Below are 21,150 nucleotides of genomic sequence, written 5' to 3'. Positions count from 1 at the left end.
AAACAAAGGTATGGCTGAGGGTTGTCTTACCTCACAGTGCGCGCATAATTGTGGCGCTTATTGTTGTTGTGCTGATAATAATGGATAGACGGTATCAAGTGTCGGCGTTGCTAGTTGATGCTTACGAGCAACTTGATAGAGAAAGCCTTGAATGCCTGCAATTTCCAATGGCTTTCCTTCGATAATATCATAATACATGCTAGTTCCCATATGATCAGGATAACCTTGATAGATAGTCATAATTTCACTAATAACATCTTGGTGGAATATAACACCTTCCGCTTGAGCTATCTTCACGCCTTCTTGTAACAATCGTTCACATAAAGTTTGTATGCCTTCAACCTTTAGCACTTGAGCAGTTTGGCGACTTAATGCTGTTACTGTATTAATCGCTAAGTTAACCAATAATTTATACCAAATAGATTGATCAATATCTTCAACTAAAGTGATATCTAATTGCGTATTTGAAAATAACTGTTGAAGTTGTTGTGTTGATGGTGAATTCTGTAATATCAATTGATGATCTCTAAAATGAGTAATATGTTGTTGGCGCTTTTGCCCGCTAATATAAACCACTGCTTGAAATACGTGTTTGTGTGGGATGCGTGATAATTGACCTGTGCCATTTTGCGCTAGAATAATAATGGTGTCTTCATGAATGAAGTTTGGTGATTTTTGTATTACTGCATCTAGTTGTGGAATTTTAACTGCAATAAATAAAATGTCGACAGGGTCCTTAAACTCATCAATAGCGGTCACGTTTATTATTGTCTCAGTGTTTGGTGCAGTGCTTTCTGTGTAAGTGATGGTTTGTGACTGTCTACCCACTAAAGTGAGATGCGTAAATGTTGGTAATAAATCATGTGCAATCGTACCACCGACTGCGCCAGGTCCAATAATAGCAATCTTAGTCATTTCGTGTTTCCTTTTCTAAAAAATTTCGTTAATATGTGATTATTAATACAAATATAACAAAAATACGGGGGATATAGTAATTGAAAACATTAAATCAACTACTGGCAATGAAACAAGATAATGACAAAATTTCAATGGTAACTGCATATGATTATCCGAGTGCTAAGCAAGCCGAAGCAGCACAGATTGATACGATTCTCGTAGGAGATTCACTGGGCATGACGGTCTTAGGATATGAGAGTACTGTACAAGTAACTGTGGCAGACATGATCCATCATACGAAAGCAGTGCGACGTGGTGCACCTGATACCTTTGTCATTGTTGACGTACCATTCGGAGCTGTAGGTATAAGTGAAGCGCAAGATATTCAATCAGCAATTAAGTTATATCGTGAAACGGATGCCAATGCAATCAAAGCAGAAGGTGCCCACTTAACAACATTTATTAAAAATTGTAGCAATATTGGAATTCCAGTTGTTTCTCATTTGGGACTTACGCCGCAGAGTGTCGGTATTATGGGATATAAGATGCAAGCAAATACCAAGGAAGCAGCACAACAACTCATTAATGATTCATTAGAAGTGCAACATGCTGGTGCAGTGATGATTGTATTAGAAGCAGTGCCAAGTGATTTAGCAAAAGTTATTGCTGAGAAGGTAGATATCCCTGTCATTGGCATTGGAGCAGGCAATGGTACAGATGGGCAGGTATTGGTATATCACGATATCTTAAATTATGGTGTAGAGCATAAAGCGAAATTTGTGAAACGCTATGGTGATTTTTCAAGCGGTGTAGATGCATTAAATCAATATAATAGAGAAGTTAAAGCAGGACAATTTCCTGATGCAGAACATACGTATAAAAAGCAAATTTTGAGTGAGGAATCATAATGACGAAGTTAATTACTACGATTGCTGAAATGCAACAACTTACACAAACATGGCAACAATGTGGGTTAAATATTGGTTTTGTACCTACGATGGGCGCGTTACATGAAGGTCATTTGACTATGATGCAACAATCTATTGATGAAAATGATATTACTGTGATTAGTATCTTTGTAAATCCTTTACAGTTTGGGCCGGATGAGGACTTTGATGCATACCCAAGAAATATTGAACAAGACAGTGCTAAAGCTGAAAGTATTGGCGTAGATTATATCTTTTATCCAAGTGTAGCAGAGATGTATCCTTCAGAACCGACGATTCAAGTTAGAGCAGGTAGATTAGCATCAGTGTTAGAAGGTGCACAAAGACCTGGCCATTTTGATGGTGTCGTCACAGTGGTTAATAAATTATTTAATATTGTTCGTCCAACTTATGCATATTTTGGAAAAAAAGATGCACAACAATTAGCAATTATTGAACAAATGGTTAAAGACTTTAACCATCCTATTAAAATTGTAGGTGTGGAAATCGTTCGTGAAGCAGATGGACTTGCACGTAGTTCGCGCAACATCTATTTAACTGAGGAGGAACGTAAACAAGCACCTCATTTATATCAAAGTTTAAAGCTTGCACATGAGCGTTATATTGCAGGTGAGAAGGATAGTACTAAATTAATAGAAGCGGCATGTACTTATTTGAATGAACATACTGATGGAGAAATAGAAACATTTGCCATCTATAGTTATCCGGAACTTGTTGAACAACAAACCATAACAGGTGATATATTTATCTCTTTAGCGGTTAAGTTTAGTAAAGCACGACTTATAGATAATATTATTGTAACCGATGACTAATTAACCAATAATTATTGTATAGCATTTAATATAAATTGTTAGAAGAAATGTAACACACACATTTTACATTTTCTTAACGTTGATTTATCATTAAACGTGAGAGAGATTTATCGAGAAAACAAGTAAAATGATCAGATTACATTAATTTGGGTATATACCTAATAACATTGGAAAAATGTTTGTATTGTATCATACCATGAAATAGTAAGTGCTATTTTTGTGGGCTATTCAAAGAAGTGAATTATGAAAGGTGGTAAAAAAATGAGTGATTCAAACTCTAAAGACGTCATTTTAATTGGCGCGGGTGTTTTAAGTACAACATTCGGCTCATTTTTAAAAGATCTTGCACCAGATTGGAATATTAAACTTTTTGAAAGACTTGAGAAACCTGCAATTGAAAGTTCAAACGAACGAAATAATGCTGGTACTGGACATGCCGCATTATGTGAGTTGAACTATACAGTTGAACAAAAAGATGGTTCTATCGATATTGAAAAGGCAAAGGAAATCAATGAACAATTTGAGATTTCTAAACAATTTTGGTCTTACCTAGTTAAGACTAACCAAATTCAAAACCCTCAAGAATTTATTCGTCCTTTACCGCACATTAGTTTCGTACAAGGCGAACGTAATATTAATTTCTTGAAAAGACGTTTCGAAGCACTTTCTCCATTATCTATGTTTAAAGGCATCGAATATACGGAAGATCATGAAAAGCTGAAAGAATGGATTCCGTTAATGATGGATGGACGTAACCCAGAAGAGAAAGTTGCTGCTAGTAAGATAGATGAAGGTACTGACGTAAACTTTGGTGAACTTACTAGAAAAATGGCTAAAAACTTAAACGAACATGATAATGCTGAAATCTTCTATAAACATGAAGTTCAAGATTTCAACCGTCGTAAAGATGGCAAATGGGAAGTTAAAGTTAAAGACCTAAACACTAAAAAAGTAGAAACATATATCACTGATTATGTATTTATTGGTGCTGGTGGACATGCGATACCATTGTTACAAAAAACAGGTATCCCTGAAAGCAAACACTTAGGTGGTTTCCCAATTAGTGGTGCATTCTTAGTTTGTAACAATCCAAAGGTTGTTGCAGAACACGAAGCCAAAGTATATGGTAAAGAACCACCTGGCACACCTCCAATGACAGTACCACACTTAGATAGAAGATATATCCAAGATGAGAATACGTTACTATTTGGTCCATTTGCTGCAATTGGTCCTAAATTCTTGAAGAACGGTTCTAACTTAGATTTATTCAAATCGTTAAATACAAGTAATGTGGGTACAATGTTAGCATCAGCATTCAAAAACTTCCCATTAGTGAAATACTCTATCCAAGAAGTATTGGCTAAAAAGGAAGACCGTATGAAAGAGCTACGTAGATTTGTGCCTAATGCCAAAGACGAAGACTGGGATATTCATATCGCAGGTAAACGTGTTCAAGTTATCAAAGATACGAAAGAACATGGTCGAGGCTACATTCAATTTGGTACTGAGGTAGTTAACTCTAAAGATCATTCAGTTATCGCATTATTGGGTGAATCACCAGGGGCATCTACTTCTGTTTCTGTAGCATTAGAAGTATTAGAGAAAAACTTCCCTGAATATATCAAAGAATGGGATGGCAAGATTAAAGAAATGATTCCATCTTATGGACAATCATTAATCGAAGATTATGCTTTATTGAAAGAAATTAGACAGGCTACTGGTAATGAGCTTGATTTAATCAATAAATAATAAAGTGCTTTATGTTGTATGCTGTTGAAAAGCACTTCGGATATAAATCTGAGAAATAGAACTCGTAAATGAGTTTTATAATAAGCTCCCTTCAAATGTTTATTTTGAAGGGAGCTTTTATAATTAAACACTGCGTATTATTAATACGATTTACTAGTATAAGAATATGTCTCGAAATGCGTCTGCGATTCGTATTGTAATATCAGCAACTATGACACATTATTTTACATTAAAATATAGTAGGCTATTATCTATTCTTATTATAGTTGTAAAAATATTAAAATATAAATAATTATACATAATTTGTTGACAAAGAATTATATTAGAGTAAAAATATATTAAAAAGATAAACTATTGAGGTGTATATTTTGAAAGCGCGTATAGGATTTATTATTTTATCAGCAGTTTTGATTATTTTTACATTATTAGTTTGTGCAAAGTATTCGATAGGTGAACATGCAATTAGCTTTGAACAACCATACGAATTATTACTAAGTATTGCGACGATTTTATTATTATTTTTACCAGCACTTATCTTTGGAATCTTCAAGTATACAGCAACTGGCATCATATCAGGCATCTGGCAATTGTTCTTTGCTTTTATATTTATTATGGGTGGCTTGATACTTACATTTATATCACCGATTATCTTATTATTGTTTATGTTTTACTTAACAGGCATTGTCTTAATTGTTAGTGCGATCACATCAATGACAGTTAGATAGCTACATAATTTAGGTCATCCATTTTCACATATAATTCAAGTGAAAATGGAAAAAAATTCCTTCTGAAGAAAACGCTTACAATATTGTCCTATAGGGTATACAAGCGAATAGAGGAGGTTTTAATATGCTATATACAAATCCAACTGAGCAAGATGCGAAATACAAAGTGAAATCAACATATGCAAATTACATTGGAGGCACTTGGAAAGAACCAGAAGAAGATCAATATTTTGATAACATTTCGCCTATTACAGGTGAAGTTTATGCACAGATTCCAAGATCAACAAAAGCAGACGTAGATTTGGCAGTTGCAGCAGCGAAAGAAGCACAGATTGAATGGGCAAAGCAATCACCTGCAGAACGTTCGCAACTATTGTTGAAAATTGCAGATAGGGTTGAGGAGAATTTAGAATATTTAGCTGTAATCGAAACATTTGATAACGGGAAACCGGTTAGAGAAACATTAGCTGCAGATTTACCGTTAGTTGTTGATCATTTTAGATATTTTGCAGGAGTTATTCGTGCTGAAGAAGGTGGTATTTCACAAATTGATAATGATACCGTTGCATATCATTACAAAGAACCACTAGGTGTTGTTGGTCAGATCATTCCATGGAACTTCCCATTGTTAATGGCGACATGGAAGATTGCGCCTGCATTAGTAACTGGAAATGTTGTCGTGTTAAAACCGGCAGAACAAACACCAGTTTCTATTTTGCACTTTATCGAATTAATTGAAGATCTATTACCAGCAGGAATTTTAAATGTAGTTAATGGCTTTGGGGCTGAAACAGGTGAAGCTTTAGCTACACATACAGAAATTAATAAAGTGGCTTTTACGGGAGAGACTACAACTGGAAAAATAATTATGAAAAATGCGAGCGATAATATTATTCCAGTGACGTTAGAATTAGGTGGTAAATCACCGAATATATTTTTTAAAGACATTATGGATGAAAATGATGAATATCTAGATAAAGCAGTTGAGGGATTAGTTATGTTTGCCTTGAATCAAGGTGAAGTCTGTACATGTCCATCCAGAGCGTTAATTCACGAAGATATTTATGATGACTTTATTGAGTTGTGCATAGATAAAGTGAACAAGATTAAACTTGGCAATCCTTTAGATGACACAACTATGGTGGGAGCACAAACTTCTAATGAACAACAAGAAAAGATTAAAAAATACTTAGATATTGGAAAATCTGAAGGAGCAGAAGTATTAGTTGGTGGGGGTATCCGTACCGAAGGAGACGACTTAGAGAATGGATTTTATATAGAACCTACAATTTTTAAAGGTACGCAAGACATGAGAATTTTCCAAGAAGAAATATTTGGACCGGTACTATCTGTTGCGACATTTAAAGATGAAGCTGAAGCCTTGGAGATGGCGAATGATACAGAATACGGACTTGGTGCAGGACTATGGACTAGAAATCAAAATACTGCTTATCGAATTGGCCGTGGTATTCAAGCAGGTCGAGTATGGGTGAATAACTACCATACATATCCCGCACATGCAGCGTTTGGTGGTTATAAAATGAGCGGGATTGGTAGAGAAAATCACTTGATGATGCTAGAACACTATCAACAAACTAAAAATTTATTAGTGAGTTATGATACTAAACCAACAGGTCTTTTTTAGATTATATTTTAGGTAGAAAGCACACACAATTAAATATACTGCTTTAATTAGGAGATTGCTATTGAGCTCATCCATGAATGCCATTTTAAACGGATAAGATACGTGGTAAAGGATTAGTGATAGGAATCTCTTTTTCATTTTTAGTGGGAAAATCAATCCTTGCATATAAGTTGCGCAAAATTAAGAAAAAATGTTTTGTAATTGCCTGAAATGTATATACTATTAATAAATGATAAATAAAGTGGTGTGATTTGATGTATTTAATTGTTAGATATAGTATGGGTAATACACTTTTGTATCTAAGAAATGACAGAAAAGAGCCAATTAATTCTAGAGTCATTGCAATTTCAAATCAAGACTATATAAATCAATTAACGTTATATATTGAAGATTTAATCAAGAGCGTAGGTGCTAACGTTAATGTGATTCGCTTTATTGTATTAGAAATAAATGATATTAAATCATTACACTTAGATGCAGTGTGTATTGTTAGCCGAGTATTAGAAATGATTATAGGTACTAAAGTAATTGTAACAAATGATATTAATAGTTTTGATTATGACAAATATTTAAGAACGGCATAATTAAGATTTAAAATTAACACAAAGATTAACTCTGTGAATTAATTGTTAAAATGATTAATATAATGACATTAAAAGAGGTTTATTAGTGAAATTGAAATACTAATGAACCTCTTTTTATTGCGTTTAAAAATAGAATTAAAAAGGTGTTTTTCAATTTAAAATGTGATTTAAAGCATGCAATACGTACGCTTTGATTATGGGTTAATAAGATTGATATGTAATATTTTATAAAAATACGTTAATAATCTAAAATAAATACTTAAATTATTTATAGTATTGTGATAATATACATATTAGAATTGTTTACAATATAATAACGTGGAGGAATCTAATGAACAAAAATTGTAATAACATTTCGAGTCAAAGGAATAAATACTCGATTAGAAAGCTTACAGTTGGTACAGCATCTTTACTCATAGGTGCTACATTAGTGTTTGGATTAGGTAATGAGGCATACGCCGATGAATTAGCAAGCCAAGAAAAAAACAAAACAGTTGCTAATTCAAACGAAAATTCCGAACCACATGAACAACAAGAGAGCACAACGGTAGACAAATCACAAGAGCAATCCATACAACAATCGACACAAGAGCAAACCGCACATGAAACAAAGCATATTGATGAAACGCAACAGAGTACAAATGAAACAACGAGTAAACCTAATGCAATTCAACATGAGCGCATAGATAAAGACGTTACTAATGAACACACGAGTAACGAAGAACAACAGAACAAAGAAGAAAGCATAGAGACACAAGCTGAACCAATTAACAATAAAGAAGAATCTGTGCTAACAGAACATAAACCAGAAGAAACAAAGCAACAGATTACTGAAGATGAAGCATCGACTGAAGAAAGAGAAACGTCATCGCTAGAAGCACCTGAGAATTCAAATGTAAACAATTCTATTAATAAACCACAGATTATTAGGCCCGAAGAACAAAAGAATGAAAATACAAAAGAAAGTCGCAAAGTTAACGGGCAAGCACAGCCAGATAAGCAATCACAGAATAAAAAGCTTAGAAAAGTTGTTGCAACTCACGAACCATCAACACGTACATTAAAAAGAACAAAACGCCAAACTACTGCGAACAGAGATAAGACAGAAGATGCGTCTCTTGAGGCATTAAAGTACTCAGATAATTATACATTCCAAACTTTGATATTTGATCCTGAAAAATTGTTAAAGGATGATATCTTAAAAGGTAAAAATATTCCATTCAGAATTCATAGCTATATGACAGGAGCAAATTCAGGAGATCGTTTTAAGATTAATTTACAATTAGATGAAGTAATTGCGAATCATATTACTAAAATATCAGCTATTCCAGCTAACCAAACAACGCCCGTTGAATTTAACAGAGTAATTACACCAGAAGGAAAGAAAACTAATATTTGGCAAGTGAATTATATTAGAGCGAATAATGGTTTATTTGGAGGAGCTGAAATTTTAAGTCAATATACTGCTGAAGGCGGTATGATTGAATTAGACGATACAGTTGGCAATATCTTGCATGCTGAAACAGATTTAGACGGCGATAAACTCAATTATTTAATTTATGTAAAAGACTCATTAGAAAATACAAAAATTAGAACATCTGAATCCAGTGGTTACTTTATAACAAAAGCTGACAAATCATTTACAAATTTAAAATTATCTACCTCAACAGCAGCGAATAGTGCATTTAAAGCAAGTTCTGGGTCAGTACAGTTTGACCCTACTATTGGCAAATATGGAGCATTCGTAGGAGACCAACAAATTTTAAAAAATGGAATATTAAATTATGGAGGACCATTATTAGATTTAGGACTCAATAAGCAGTGGGTTTATTTTTATAAAATTGACCCTAAATTAATTCCATTTGCAGAATCAATAGAATTGCACAAATATGACTTTAAAGGCCTAGCAGGCTTCGATAAAACATATTATGAAGAAACCTTAGTAGCAAAATTGCCATTGAGTCAAAATGGTGAAGGATCAATTACTGCGTATGATTTAAACACTTTAATTGAATTTAATAATTCGCTACCTGAAACAGTTGGTATTAGAATTGTTGTTAAATTTAATCAATCACCTAATAATATTTTGATTAGAGATGGAAAGTTTGATGAAAATGGAAATATCATTCCAGGGACATCCAAAGTGAGAGAAGAATTTACGTTTTATGGTTATTTTACAGACCGTGAAGGTGGTTTGATAGAAAATACCTTTGGCACATCAACATATTATATCCAAGATAAAGATAGAGATGGCTTAACAGATAGCTTTGAAATTCATAGTTCTCATACTGATCCTGAAAATGCTGACACAGACAATGACGGAGATACAGATGGCAATGAATACATGAATTTAAGAACATCTCCATTAGTTGGCAAACCTAGAGTAGAAGCTGTCACTACAGACATGAATAGCATCTATGGTAGGGTGGATATTATTGATGACGATACAGATTTAGAAGTGAGTATTGTTGATTTTAATAATAAAGTGATCGGTAAAGGTAAAGTAGATATTTATGGACAATTTGATATTAAAGTATCCCATTTAACACCAGGTAAGTACACGGCTAACGTAATGTCGAAAAAATATACAAACCCCGAATCTACAACGTTTGATGTTATAGATATCACAAAGGCATTGAAGCCGACAATTGAGCCAGTAACTGATATTGATCCAAATATTGGAATACTAGGTTTGAGTGGCTCTACAATTACTGTCAAAGATGACAAAGGTAAATTTATTGGTCGCGTGGATATTGCTAAGGATCAAACTGGCAACTTTATTATATTAAAGAAACCCTTAAAGGCAGGAACTGTTTTAATCGCTACTGCGAAAAAAGGAAAATATACAAGTATTCCTTCTGATCCCGTCACTGTTAAAGATAGCGCAGGCATAGCCCCACCAACAGTAAACCCAGTAATGAATAGAGATAAAAGTATAACTGGAATTACTGAACCAGAGACAATTGTTAGATTAATATTACCAGATAGTTCTGAAATATTATCCAAAGGTGATGAAAATGGAAGATTCGAAATCCAATTGCCAGCTGATTATAAGTTAAAAGTTGGCGAAGAACTTCAATTAGTGGCTATCAGTGGAAAAAGTATTGCATCAGAACCTACGACTGTTACTGTGGAAGGATATGTAGGATTCCCTATTGTGCAAACAGTAACGACTGAATCGAAAAAAATAACTGGTTTAGCTACTTCAGGGTCTTTGATTAGTGTGAAATTACCTGATGGCACATTGCTATATGGTGAAGTAGCAGATTCGGGAAATTTTGAAATTTTATTGCCGAGTTATATTAAATTTATTGGTGGAGAAAAAATAGATCTTTCTGCTACGAGTCAACCAGGAAACTTTGCTTTATCAACGTCAATTATAGTTCAAGATGCAACAGCGCCAGAACCTCCAACAGTCAATGATTTTACTGATACAAGCACACAATTATCAGGTACAACTGAAGCTGGCGCAATTGTAAATGTGGAATTGCCAGATGGCTCTGAATTGAGTGGTCTAGCAGATGATCAAGGTAACTATACAATCGATTTTCCAACTAATAATAAGTTTAATGGTGGAGAAAGTATTAAGGTCACATCAACAGATGCTGCAGGAAATAAGTCTGAAGCGACAGTGATAGATGTGAAAGATACAACGCCACCAGTGGTTCCAACGGTGAGTGAAGTTACGAGCGAAAGTACACAAGTGACAGGCACAGGCGAAGCGGGTTCAACGGTTAAAGTAGAATTACCGGATGGTACCGTATTGAACGGAGTCGTAGATGACCAAGGGAACTTTGAAATTGATCTTCCAACCAATAATAAGTTTAATGGTGGAGAACGCATTAAGGTCACATCAACAGATGCATCAGATAATAAGTCTGAAGAAACAGTGATAGATGTTAAAGATACAACGCCACCAGTGGCTCCAACGGTGGGCGAAGTTACGAGCGAAAGTACGCAAGTGACAGGCACAGGTGAACCAGGTTCAACGGTTAAAGTAGAATTACCGGATGGCACAGAGATAACAGGTGTAGCGGATGATCAAGGAAACTACACAATCGATCTTCCAACTAATAAGAAATTCCAAGGTGGAGAAAGTATTAAGGTTACATCGACAGATGCGTCAGGTAACAAATCTGATGAGAAAGTCATAGATGTAAAAGATACAACACCACCAGTGGCACCAACGGTGAGTGAGGTTACAAGTGAAAGTACACAAGTAACGGGTACAGGCGAGCCGGGCTCAACAGTTAAGGTAGAATTACCTGATGGTACAGTATTGGATGGAGTCGCAGATGATCAAGGTAATTACACAATCGACCTTCCAGCTAATAAGAAATTCCAAGGTGGAGAAAGTATTAAGGTTACATCAACGGATGCGTCAGGCAACAAGTCTGATGAGAAAGTTATAGATGTAAAAGATACAACACCACCAGTGGCACCAACGGTGAGTGAGGTTACAAGTGAAAGTACGCAAGTAACGGGTACAGGCGAGCCGGGCTCAACAGTTAAGGTAGAATTACCTGATGGTACAGTATTGGATGGAGTCGCAGATGATCAAGGAAACTACACAATCGATCTTCCAACTAATAAGAAATTCCAAGGTGGAGAAAGTATTAAGGTTACATCAACAGATGCGTCAGGCAACAAGTCTGATGACACAGTCATAGATGTGAAGGATACAACACCACCAGTGGCACCAACGGTGAGTGAGGTTACAAGTGAAAGTACGCAAGTAACGGGTACAGGCGAGCCGGGCTCAACAGTTAAGGTAGAATTACCTGATGGTACAGTATTGGATGGAGTCGCGGATGATCAAGGAAACTACACAATCGATCTTCCAACTAATAAGAAATTCCAAGGTGGAGAAAGTATTAAGATTACATCAACAGATGCGTCAGGCAACAAGTCTGATGACACAGTCATAGATGTGAAGGATACAACACCACCAGTGGCACCAACGGTGAGTGAGGTTACAAGTGAAAGTACACAAGTAACAGGCACAGGTGAACCAGGCTCAACAGTGAAAGTTGAGTTACCGGATGGAACAGAGTTAACAGGTGTAGCGGATGACCAAGGTAACTATACAATCGATCTCCCAAGTAATAAGAAATTTAACGGTGGAGAAAGTATTAAGGTCACATCAACAGATGCATCAGGTAATAAATCTGGTGAAACAGTGATAGATGTGAAAGATACCACACCACCAGTAGCACCAACGGTGAGTGAGGTTACAAGTGAAAGTACGCAAGTGACAGGCACAGGCGAACCAGGTTCAACGGTTAAAGTAGAATTACCGGACGGCACAGAATTATCAGCAGTCACAGACGACCAAGGAAACTACACAATCGACCTTCCAGCTAATAAGAAATTCAAAGGTGGAGAAAGTATTAAGGTCACATCAACAGACGCGTCAGGTAACAAATCTGATGAGAAAGTCATAGATGTAAAAGATACAATGCCACCAGTCGCACCGACAGTGAGTGAGGTTACAAGTGAAAGTACGCAAGTGACAGGAACAGGTGAACCAGGTTCAACGGTGAAAGTAGAATTACCGGATGGAACAGAGTTAACAGGTGTAGCGGATGATCAAGGTAATTACGTTATTGATCTGTCAGCTAATAAGAAATTTAATGGTGGAGAAAGTATTAAGGTCACATCAACAGATGCATCAGGTAATAAGTCTGGTGAAACAGTGATAGATGTAAAAGATACAACGCCGCCAGTGGCACCGACGGTGAGTGAGGTTACAAGTGAAAGTACGCAAGTAACAGGGACAGGTGAACCAGGCTCAACAGTTAAGGTAGAGTTACCAGATGGAACAGAGTTAACAGGTGTAGCAGATGATCAAGGCAATTACGTTATTGATATTCCAGCTAATAAGAAATTTAACGGTGGAGAAAGTATTAAGGTAACATCAACAGATGCATCAGGTAATAAGTCTGGTGAAACAGTGATAGATGTTAAAGATACAACGCCACCAGTCGCACCGACGGTGAGTGAGGTTACAAGTGAAAGTACACAAGTAACAGGGACAGGTGAACCAGGCTCAACGGTTAAAATAGAATTACCGGATGGCACAGAGATAACAGGTGTAGCGAATAATCAAGGAAACTATACAATCGATCTCCCAAGTAATAAGAAATTTAACGGTGGAGAAAGTATTAAGGTAACATCAACAGATGCATCAGGTAATAAATCTGGTGAAACAGTGATAGCTGTAAAAGATACAACACCACCAATGGCACCAACGGTGAGTGAGGTTACAAGTGGAAGTACACAAGTGACAGGTATAGGCGAACCAGGCTCAACAGTTAAGGTAGAATTACCTGATGGTACAGTATTGGATGGAGTCGCAGATGACCAAGGCAATTACACAATCGATCTCCCAAGTAATAAGAAATTTAACGGTGGAGAAAGTATTAAGGTAACATCAACAGATGCATCAGGTAATAAATCTGGTGAAACAGTGATAGCTGTAAAAGATACAACACCACCAGTGGCACCAACGGTGAGTGAGGTTACAAGTGGAAGTACGCAAGTGACAGGAACAGGTGAACCAGGTTCAACGGTTAAGGTAGAATTACCGGATGGTACGGTATTGGATGGAGTCGCAGATGATCAAGGCAATTACACAATCGATCTTCCAGCTAATAAGAAATTTAATGGCGGAGAACAAATAAAAGTCACATCAACAGATGCATCAGGTAATAAGTCTGATGAGAAAGTCATAGATGTGAAAGATACAACGCCGCCAGTGGCACCGACGGTGAGTGAGGTTACAAGTGAAAGTACGCAAGTCACAGGTACGGGTGAACCAGGATCAACGGTTAAGGTAGAATTACCGGACGGCACAGAATTATCAGCAGTGGCAGATGATCAAGGCAATTACGTTATTGATATTCCAGCTAATAAGAAATTCAATGGTGGAGAAAGTATCAAAGTCACATCGACAGATGCGTCAGGTAATAAGTCTAATGAAACAGTGATAGATGTGAAAGATACAACGCCACCAGTGGCACCAACGGTGAGCAAAGTTACAAGTGAAAGTACGCAAGTAACGGGTACAGGCGAGCCGGGAAGTACGGTTAAGGTAGAATTACCGGATGGAACAGAGTTAACTGCAATAGCTGACGACCAAGGAAACTACACAATCGATCTCCCAAGTAATAAGAAATTCCAAGGTGGAGAAAGTATTAAGATTACATCAACAGATGCGTCAGGTAACAAATCTGGTGAAACAGTGATAGATGTTAAAGATACAACACCACCAGTGGCACCAACGGTGAGTGAAGTCACAAGTGAAAGTACGCAAGTGACAGGAACAGGAGAACCAGGAAGTACAGTTAAGGTAGAATTACCGGATGGTACAGTATTGGATGGAGTCGCGGATAATCAAGGAAACTATACAATCGATCTCCCAAGTAATAAGAAATTCCAAGGTGGAGAAAGTATTAAGATTACATCAACAGATGCGTCAGGTAACAAATCTGGTGAAACAGTGATAGATGTTAAAGATACAACACCACCAGTGGCACCGACGGTGAGCGAAGTTACAAGTGAAAGTACGCAAGTAACAGGCACAGGCGAACCAGGAAGTACAGTTAAGGTAGAATTACCTAATGGTACAGTATTGGATGGAGTTGCGGATGATCAAGGAAACTACACAATCAATCTCCCAAGTAATAAGAAATTCCAAGGTGGAGAAAGTATTAAGGTAACATCAACAGATGCATCAGGTAATAAATCTGGTGAAACAGTGATAGCTGTAAAAGATACAACACCACCAGTGGCACCAACGGTGAGTGAAGTTACGAGTGAAAGCACACAAGTAACAGGCACAGGCGAACCAGGTTCAACGGTTAAAGTAGAGTTACCAGACGGCACAGAATTATCAGCAGTCACAGATGACCAAGGCAATTACACAATCGACCTTCCATCTAATAAGAAATTCCAAGGTGGAGAAAGTATTAAGATTACATCAACAGATGCGTCAGGCAACAAGTCTGATGACACAGTCATAGATGTGAAGGATACAACGCCGCCAGTGGCACCAACAGTGAGTGAGGTTACAAGTGAAAGTACGCAAGTGACAGGAACAGGTGAACCAGGTTCAACGGTTAAAGTAGAATTACCGGATGGTACGGTATTGGATGGAGTCGCAGATGATCAAGGCAATTACGTTATTGATCTGCCAGCTAATAAGAAATTTAACGGTGGAGAAAGTATTAAGGTCACATCAACGGATGCATCAGGTAACAAATCTGATGAGAAAGTCATAGATGTGAAAGATACAACACCACCAGTGGCACCAACGGTGAGTGAAGTCACAAGTGAAAGTACACAAGTGACAGGGACAGGTGAACCAGGTTCAACAGTGAAAGTAGAATTGCCGGATGGTACGGTATTGGATGGAGTCGCAGATAATCAAGGTAATTACACAATCGATCTTCCAGCTAATAAGAAATTCAAAGGTGGAGAAAGTATTAAGGTAACGTCAACAGATGCATCAGGTAATAAATCTGGTGAAACAGTGATAGATGTTAAAGATACAACACCACCAGTGGCACCAACGGTGAGTGAAGTTACGAGTGAAAGCACACAAGTAACAGGCACAGGAGAACCAGGAAGTACGGTAAAAGTCGAGTTGCCAGATGGCACAGAATTGTCAGCAATTGCAGATGACCAAGGAAATTATGTCATCGACCTTCCAACAAGTAAGAAGTTTAACGGTGGAGAAAGTATTAAAGTAACATCAACAGATGCGTCAGGTAATAAGTCTAATGAAACAGTGATAGCTGTGAAAGATACAACACCACCAGTGGCACCAACGGTGAGTGAGGTTACAAGTGAAAGTACGCAAGTAACGGGTACAGGTGAACCAGGTTCAACAGTTAAGGTAGAATTACCGGATGGAACAGAGTTAACAGGTGTAGCGGATGATCAAGGCAATTACGTTATTGATCTGCCAGCTAATAAGAAATTTAACGGTGGAGAAAGTATTAAGGTAACATCAACAGATCCATCAGGTAATAAGTCTGGTGAAACAGTGATAGATGTAAAAGATACAACACCACCAGTGGCACCGACGGTGAGTGAGGTTACAAGTGAAAGTACGCAAGTAACAGGCACAGGCGAACCAGGCTCAACGGTTAAAGTAGAATTACCGGACGGCACAGAATTATCAGCAGTCACAGATGACCAAGGAAACTACACAATCGATCTTCCAACTAATAAGAAATTCAATGGTGGAGAAAGCATTAAAGTAACATCAACAGATGCATCAGGCAATAAATCTGATGAGAAAGTTATAGATGTAAAAGATACAACGCCACCAGTGGCACCAACGGTGAGCGAAGTTACGAGTGAAAGTACGCAAGTAACGGGTACAGGCGAACCAGGCTCAACAGTGAAAGTTGAATTGCCAGATGGAACAGAGTTAACAGGTGTAGCGGATGATCAAGGAAACTACACAATCGACCTTCCAACTAATAAAAAATTCCAAGGTGGAGAAAGTATTAAAGTCACATCGACAGATGCATCAGGTAACAAATCTGATGAGAAAGTCATAGATGTAAAAGATACAACGCCACCAGTGGCACCGACGGTGAGTGAGGTTACAAGTGAAAGTACGCAAGTAACAGGGACAGGCGAGCCGGGCTCAACAGTAAAAGTTGAGTTGCCGAATGGTACAGAATTAATAAGTGTTGTAGATGACCAAGGCAATTATGTCATTGATATCCCATCAAACATTAAATTCAGTGGCGGAGAAAGTATTAAGGTGACATCAACAGATGCATCAAGCAACAAATCTAAAGAAACAACAATTGAAGTAAGAGATGTTACACCTCCTAAACCACCAACAGTGCTTCCTATTACAAGTGAAAGTACACAAATTAGTGGTCTAGCTGAACCAAATGCCAAGATTAAATTAACAATTGCAGGTGGAAATGAATTAACAGCTGTAGCAAATGATCAAGGTATTTACGTTATAGCTCTTCCGAATGGATGGATTCTTGATGGTGAAGAAGATGTGAATGTGTATGCAATTGATGCATCAGGAAATGTTTCATTACCTACTTATATAAGGGTTTTAGATGTAACAGCACCAGAAGAGCCAATAGTAAATCCAATTACTAGTGAAAGTACACAAATCACGGGTACAACTGAACCTGGAGCGACAATTAAAGTCGAGTTACCTTATGGAACAGTACTCACTGGCAAAGCAGATGACCAAGGTGACTACACTATTATTGTTGATGATGCCAACCGTTTCCGTGGTGGAGAAAAAGTGAAAATTACAGCAACAGATGATGCAGGTAATAAATCAGAAGTTATTGTAATTGATGTTAAGGATACAACACCGCCACTAGTACCAACAGTAAGTCCTTTTACAAGTCAAGATACGTTGATTAGTGGTACTGCCGAGCCAGATTCTATAGTTAAGGTATTACTTCCAGATGGTACAGAATTAACAGCTACAGCAAATCTACAAGGCAATTATTTGATTGATATTCCAAACAATCAAAAATTCCAAGGTGGAGAAAAAATTAAATTAACAGCTACAGATCAATCGGGTAATACATCACATGTAGCAACAATCGATGTAGAAGATAAGACACCACCAACACCACCTACAATCGGTAAATTAACGAGTGAAAGTATGGAAATATCAGGAACTAGCGAACCTGGAGCAAAAATAATTATGGTGTTACCTGATGATTCAGAGTTAACAGCAGTGGCAGATGATCAAGGAAATTATACAATTGATTTGTATGACACAATTTTTGCTGGAAATGAAACACTCAGAGTGACTGCGACAGATTTAGCAGGTAATAAATCAGAAGCAACAATCATACAAGTTATAGATGCTACACCACCTGAAGCACCAAAGGTAAATCAAGTTACAAGTGATGATAATAAAGTCGCTGGAACAAGTGAAGAAAATACAACAGTAACACTTACACTACCAGATGGCACAGAATTAACGGGTCAAACAGACGATCAAGGTAACTACACAATAGATATACCTGCTAATAAGCAATTCCAAGGTGGGGAAAGTATCCAATTAACTACAACGGATGCAGCAGGAAATAAATCAACAGTAACAATCATAAATGTTGCTGATGTCACACCACCTGTTGTACCAAGCGTAAATCCTATTACAACTGAAAGTACTACAATCACTGGTACAGGTGAACCACAAGCAGTAGTAAGAGTAGAACTACCAGATGGAACGTATTTAGTTCAACATATTGATGATCAAGGTAATTATTCAATAGATATACCTTCTAATACTAAATTCCAAGGTGGAGAACAACTTAAAGTAATATCAATTGATAAATCATTTAATATTTCGGAAGAGAAAGTAATAAATGTGAAAGATGTTACACCGCCAAAAGAGCCAGTTGTTTACCCAATTATTAGCTTTAGCCAAGGTGTATCTGGTTTCTCAGAACCTGATGCATTGATTACAATTAAATTACCAAGTGGAGAGTTACTTAAAGGAAAAGCTGATAATAATGGCTCCTACATGGTACCTTGGAAAGATGGCTTTGAATTACAAGGTGGGGAAGTTATAGAGGTATTTGCCACTGATGCAGCTGGTAATGATTCTACAACAGTACGTTCTACAGTCATTGATAGAACACCACCAGAGGAACCAACAGTGAATGAAATTACAAGTGAAAGTAAAGTGATTTCTGGTAATACAGAACCACTTGCGACAATAATAGTAGAAGCAGCATATAAACCTACACTTACTGTTGAAGCTGATCAAAACGGTAATTTCACATTACAATTACCTAAAGATTATGGATTACAAGGTGGAGAACAACTTAAGGTAATTTCTATGGATAAAGAGGGCAATCAATCTGATGTATTGAGAGTTTCTGTGACAGATGTTACACCTCCAAAATCGCCATTAATTGATGAAATCACAAGCGAAAGTAAAGCAATTACTGGTGAAGCAGAGCCATTGTCTATAATAGAAGTCAATATTTCAAATGGCACTAAGATTAAAGGGAAAACAGATGGATTTGGTAACTTTATAATCTTACTACCTGATAATATGAAATTAAATGGTGGAGAAACAATTGAGGCGATTGCAACAGATATCTCAGGCAATGCTTCGAAACCAACAAGACTGACAGTCGTTGATAATACACCGCCATCGATACCGACTGTAAATGATCTAACAAGTGAAGATACAATGATTACTGGTACAGGTGAGGTCGGTAGTACAGTCAGTGTTAAACTACCAGATGGTACAGTACTTAAGAAATTAGTAGATAATAAAGGTCAATATACTATAGAATTACCGAATAAAGTAAAATTTAAAGGTGGAGAAAGTCTGCAAGTTATTGCAACTGATAAAGCAGACAATCAAACGGCTGCACTAGAAATAATAGTAGAAGATACAACACCACCTGTTATGCCAAAAATTGATTCGTTTACAACTGAAAGTAAGCAATTAACAGGTATCACAGAACCAGATGCGGTTGTGAATGTTCAATTACCTACAAGTGAAAAATTATCTATAAAAGCTGACGATAAAGGTGCTTTTGCTATAGATTTACCTTCTGGATTAGTATTTAAAGGTAGAGAAAAGCTAAGTATTACCGCAACAGATGCTCAAGGTAATGAAACATCTCCAATTATAATCATTGTTAAAGATACAACAATTCCAGAAACACCTAAAGTAAATAAAGTGACAAGTGAAAGTACTCATATTACTGGTACAGCAGAACCAGGAGCTCTTGTAAAAGTTAAACTACCAAATGGTAAATTATTAACTGCACAAGTAGATAAACAAGGTGCTTTCAATGTTGAATTACCGTATAAAGGTACATTTAAAGGTGGAGAAGTACTAAAAGTATCAGTTGTGGATCCTTCAAGTAATGAGTCGTTAGCTACAACAATTCATGTAGAGGATATCACAGCACCTAAATCACCAACTGTGAAACCAATAACAAGTGATAATCCACTCGTTGTCGGTACAGCAGAGGTGGGTTCAACGATTAAAGTTAAACTGCCAAATGGTAAAGTTATATCTACAAAAGTGGGTAAACAAGGAAATTACAAAGTGAAAATTCCTAATAACTTTAAATTAAATGGTGGAGAATCATTGATTATTACAGCAACGGATGTGTCTGGGAATACATCAGAAGAAATTACTGTTAAAGTTACTGATAATACAGCACCGACAAATCCTAATGTAAATCCAATAGATAAAGATAGCAAAATTATTTCAGGAACTGCTGAAGCAAATGCAACTATTAAGATTAAATTACCGAATGGTAAAGTTTTAGTTGGAAATGCAGATAGCAAAGGTAGATTTGATATTAAAGTTCCAGAGACTGTAGATTTGAGTAAAATGAAATCTATTAAAGTGATTGCTATTGATGCTAATGGTAATGCATCCAATGAAGTAAATGTAGACATTGAACAAACAAATCATACTCAAGATGTAAACCAGAATAATGGAACTGCAAATGACCAACAAAGTAATATCAGTCACAGTCAGGCATTAGATCATGTACAAAGTGATATTGAGCAAGACTTGAGTGGACAACACAATGCAGATAAATCAATGAATTCAAATCGTGAAAATGAACCAAATGGTAGCAACCACGAGCAAGGTGAATTACCATCAACAGGACAAAATGATGCTGTGAATACAACAGCTTATGGTAGTCTGATGGCACTAATTGGTTCAGCGTTATTGTTTACTAGACGCAGAAAAAACAATGACAAAAATAAGCAAGATAATTAAATAGATGCAAGTCTCCC

The 21,150-nt window shown here is 36.8% G+C and carries 7 protein-coding genes and 1 pseudogene; 7 read left to right on the top strand and 1 reads right to left on the bottom strand.

Annotation, left to right across the window (positions count from 1 at the left end; genetic code table 11):
- Positions 1-57 precede the first annotated feature (57 nt).
- Positions 58-915, bottom strand: coding sequence for an oxidoreductase (locus SH09_RS15635; protein ID WP_042740520.1), 858 nt, complete (start codon positions 913-915; stop codon positions 58-60).
- 80 nt (positions 916-995) lie between these two features.
- Between SH09_RS15635 and panB the strand changes: the two are divergent.
- The 7 genes and pseudogenes from panB (at position 996) to SH09_RS15600 (ending at position 21,133) form a co-directional block, all read left to right on the top strand.
- A pseudogene (gene panB / locus SH09_RS15630) lies at positions 996-1,833 on the top strand (3-methyl-2-oxobutanoate hydroxymethyltransferase).
- The gene (gene panC, locus SH09_RS15625) at positions 1,805-2,656 is read left to right on the top strand and encodes a pantoate--beta-alanine ligase (RefSeq protein WP_042740518.1); all 852 of its coding nucleotides are present in this window, start codon (positions 1,805-1,807) and stop codon (positions 2,654-2,656) included. The pseudogene panB and the gene panC overlap by 29 nt, the downstream one beginning before the upstream one ends.
- 261 nt (positions 2,657-2,917) lie before the next feature.
- Complete coding sequence (mqo, locus tag SH09_RS15620) at positions 2,918-4,405, top strand: malate dehydrogenase (quinone) (RefSeq protein WP_042740517.1); 1,488 nt, start codon at positions 2,918-2,920, stop codon at positions 4,403-4,405.
- Positions 4,406-4,773: 368 nt separating this feature from the next.
- Positions 4,774-5,130 (top strand): hypothetical protein, encoded by a 357-nt coding sequence (locus SH09_RS15615; protein WP_042740516.1) that lies wholly within the window; start codon positions 4,774-4,776, stop codon positions 5,128-5,130.
- Between the two features lie 124 nt (positions 5,131-5,254).
- Complete coding sequence (locus tag SH09_RS15610; RefSeq protein ID WP_042740515.1) at positions 5,255-6,775, top strand: aldehyde dehydrogenase family protein; 1,521 nt, start codon at positions 5,255-5,257, stop codon at positions 6,773-6,775.
- Positions 6,776-7,029: 254 nt separating this feature from the next.
- Positions 7,030-7,359, top strand: coding sequence for a hypothetical protein (locus SH09_RS15605; protein WP_042740514.1), 330 nt, complete (start codon positions 7,030-7,032; stop codon positions 7,357-7,359).
- 331 nt (positions 7,360-7,690) lie between these two features.
- Positions 7,691-21,133, top strand: a complete 13,443-nt coding sequence (locus tag SH09_RS15600) for an Ig-like domain-containing protein (protein WP_042740513.1) — start codon at positions 7,691-7,693, stop codon at positions 21,131-21,133.
- Positions 21,134-21,150: the final 17 nt, after the last annotated feature.

It is taken from the genome of Staphylococcus gallinarum (assembly GCF_000875895.1).
Taxonomy (GTDB): Bacteria; Bacillota; Bacilli; order Staphylococcales; family Staphylococcaceae; genus Staphylococcus; species Staphylococcus gallinarum.
Note: the sequence above shows the minus strand (reverse complement) of the source record. Positions and strands in the feature narration are given on the sequence as shown.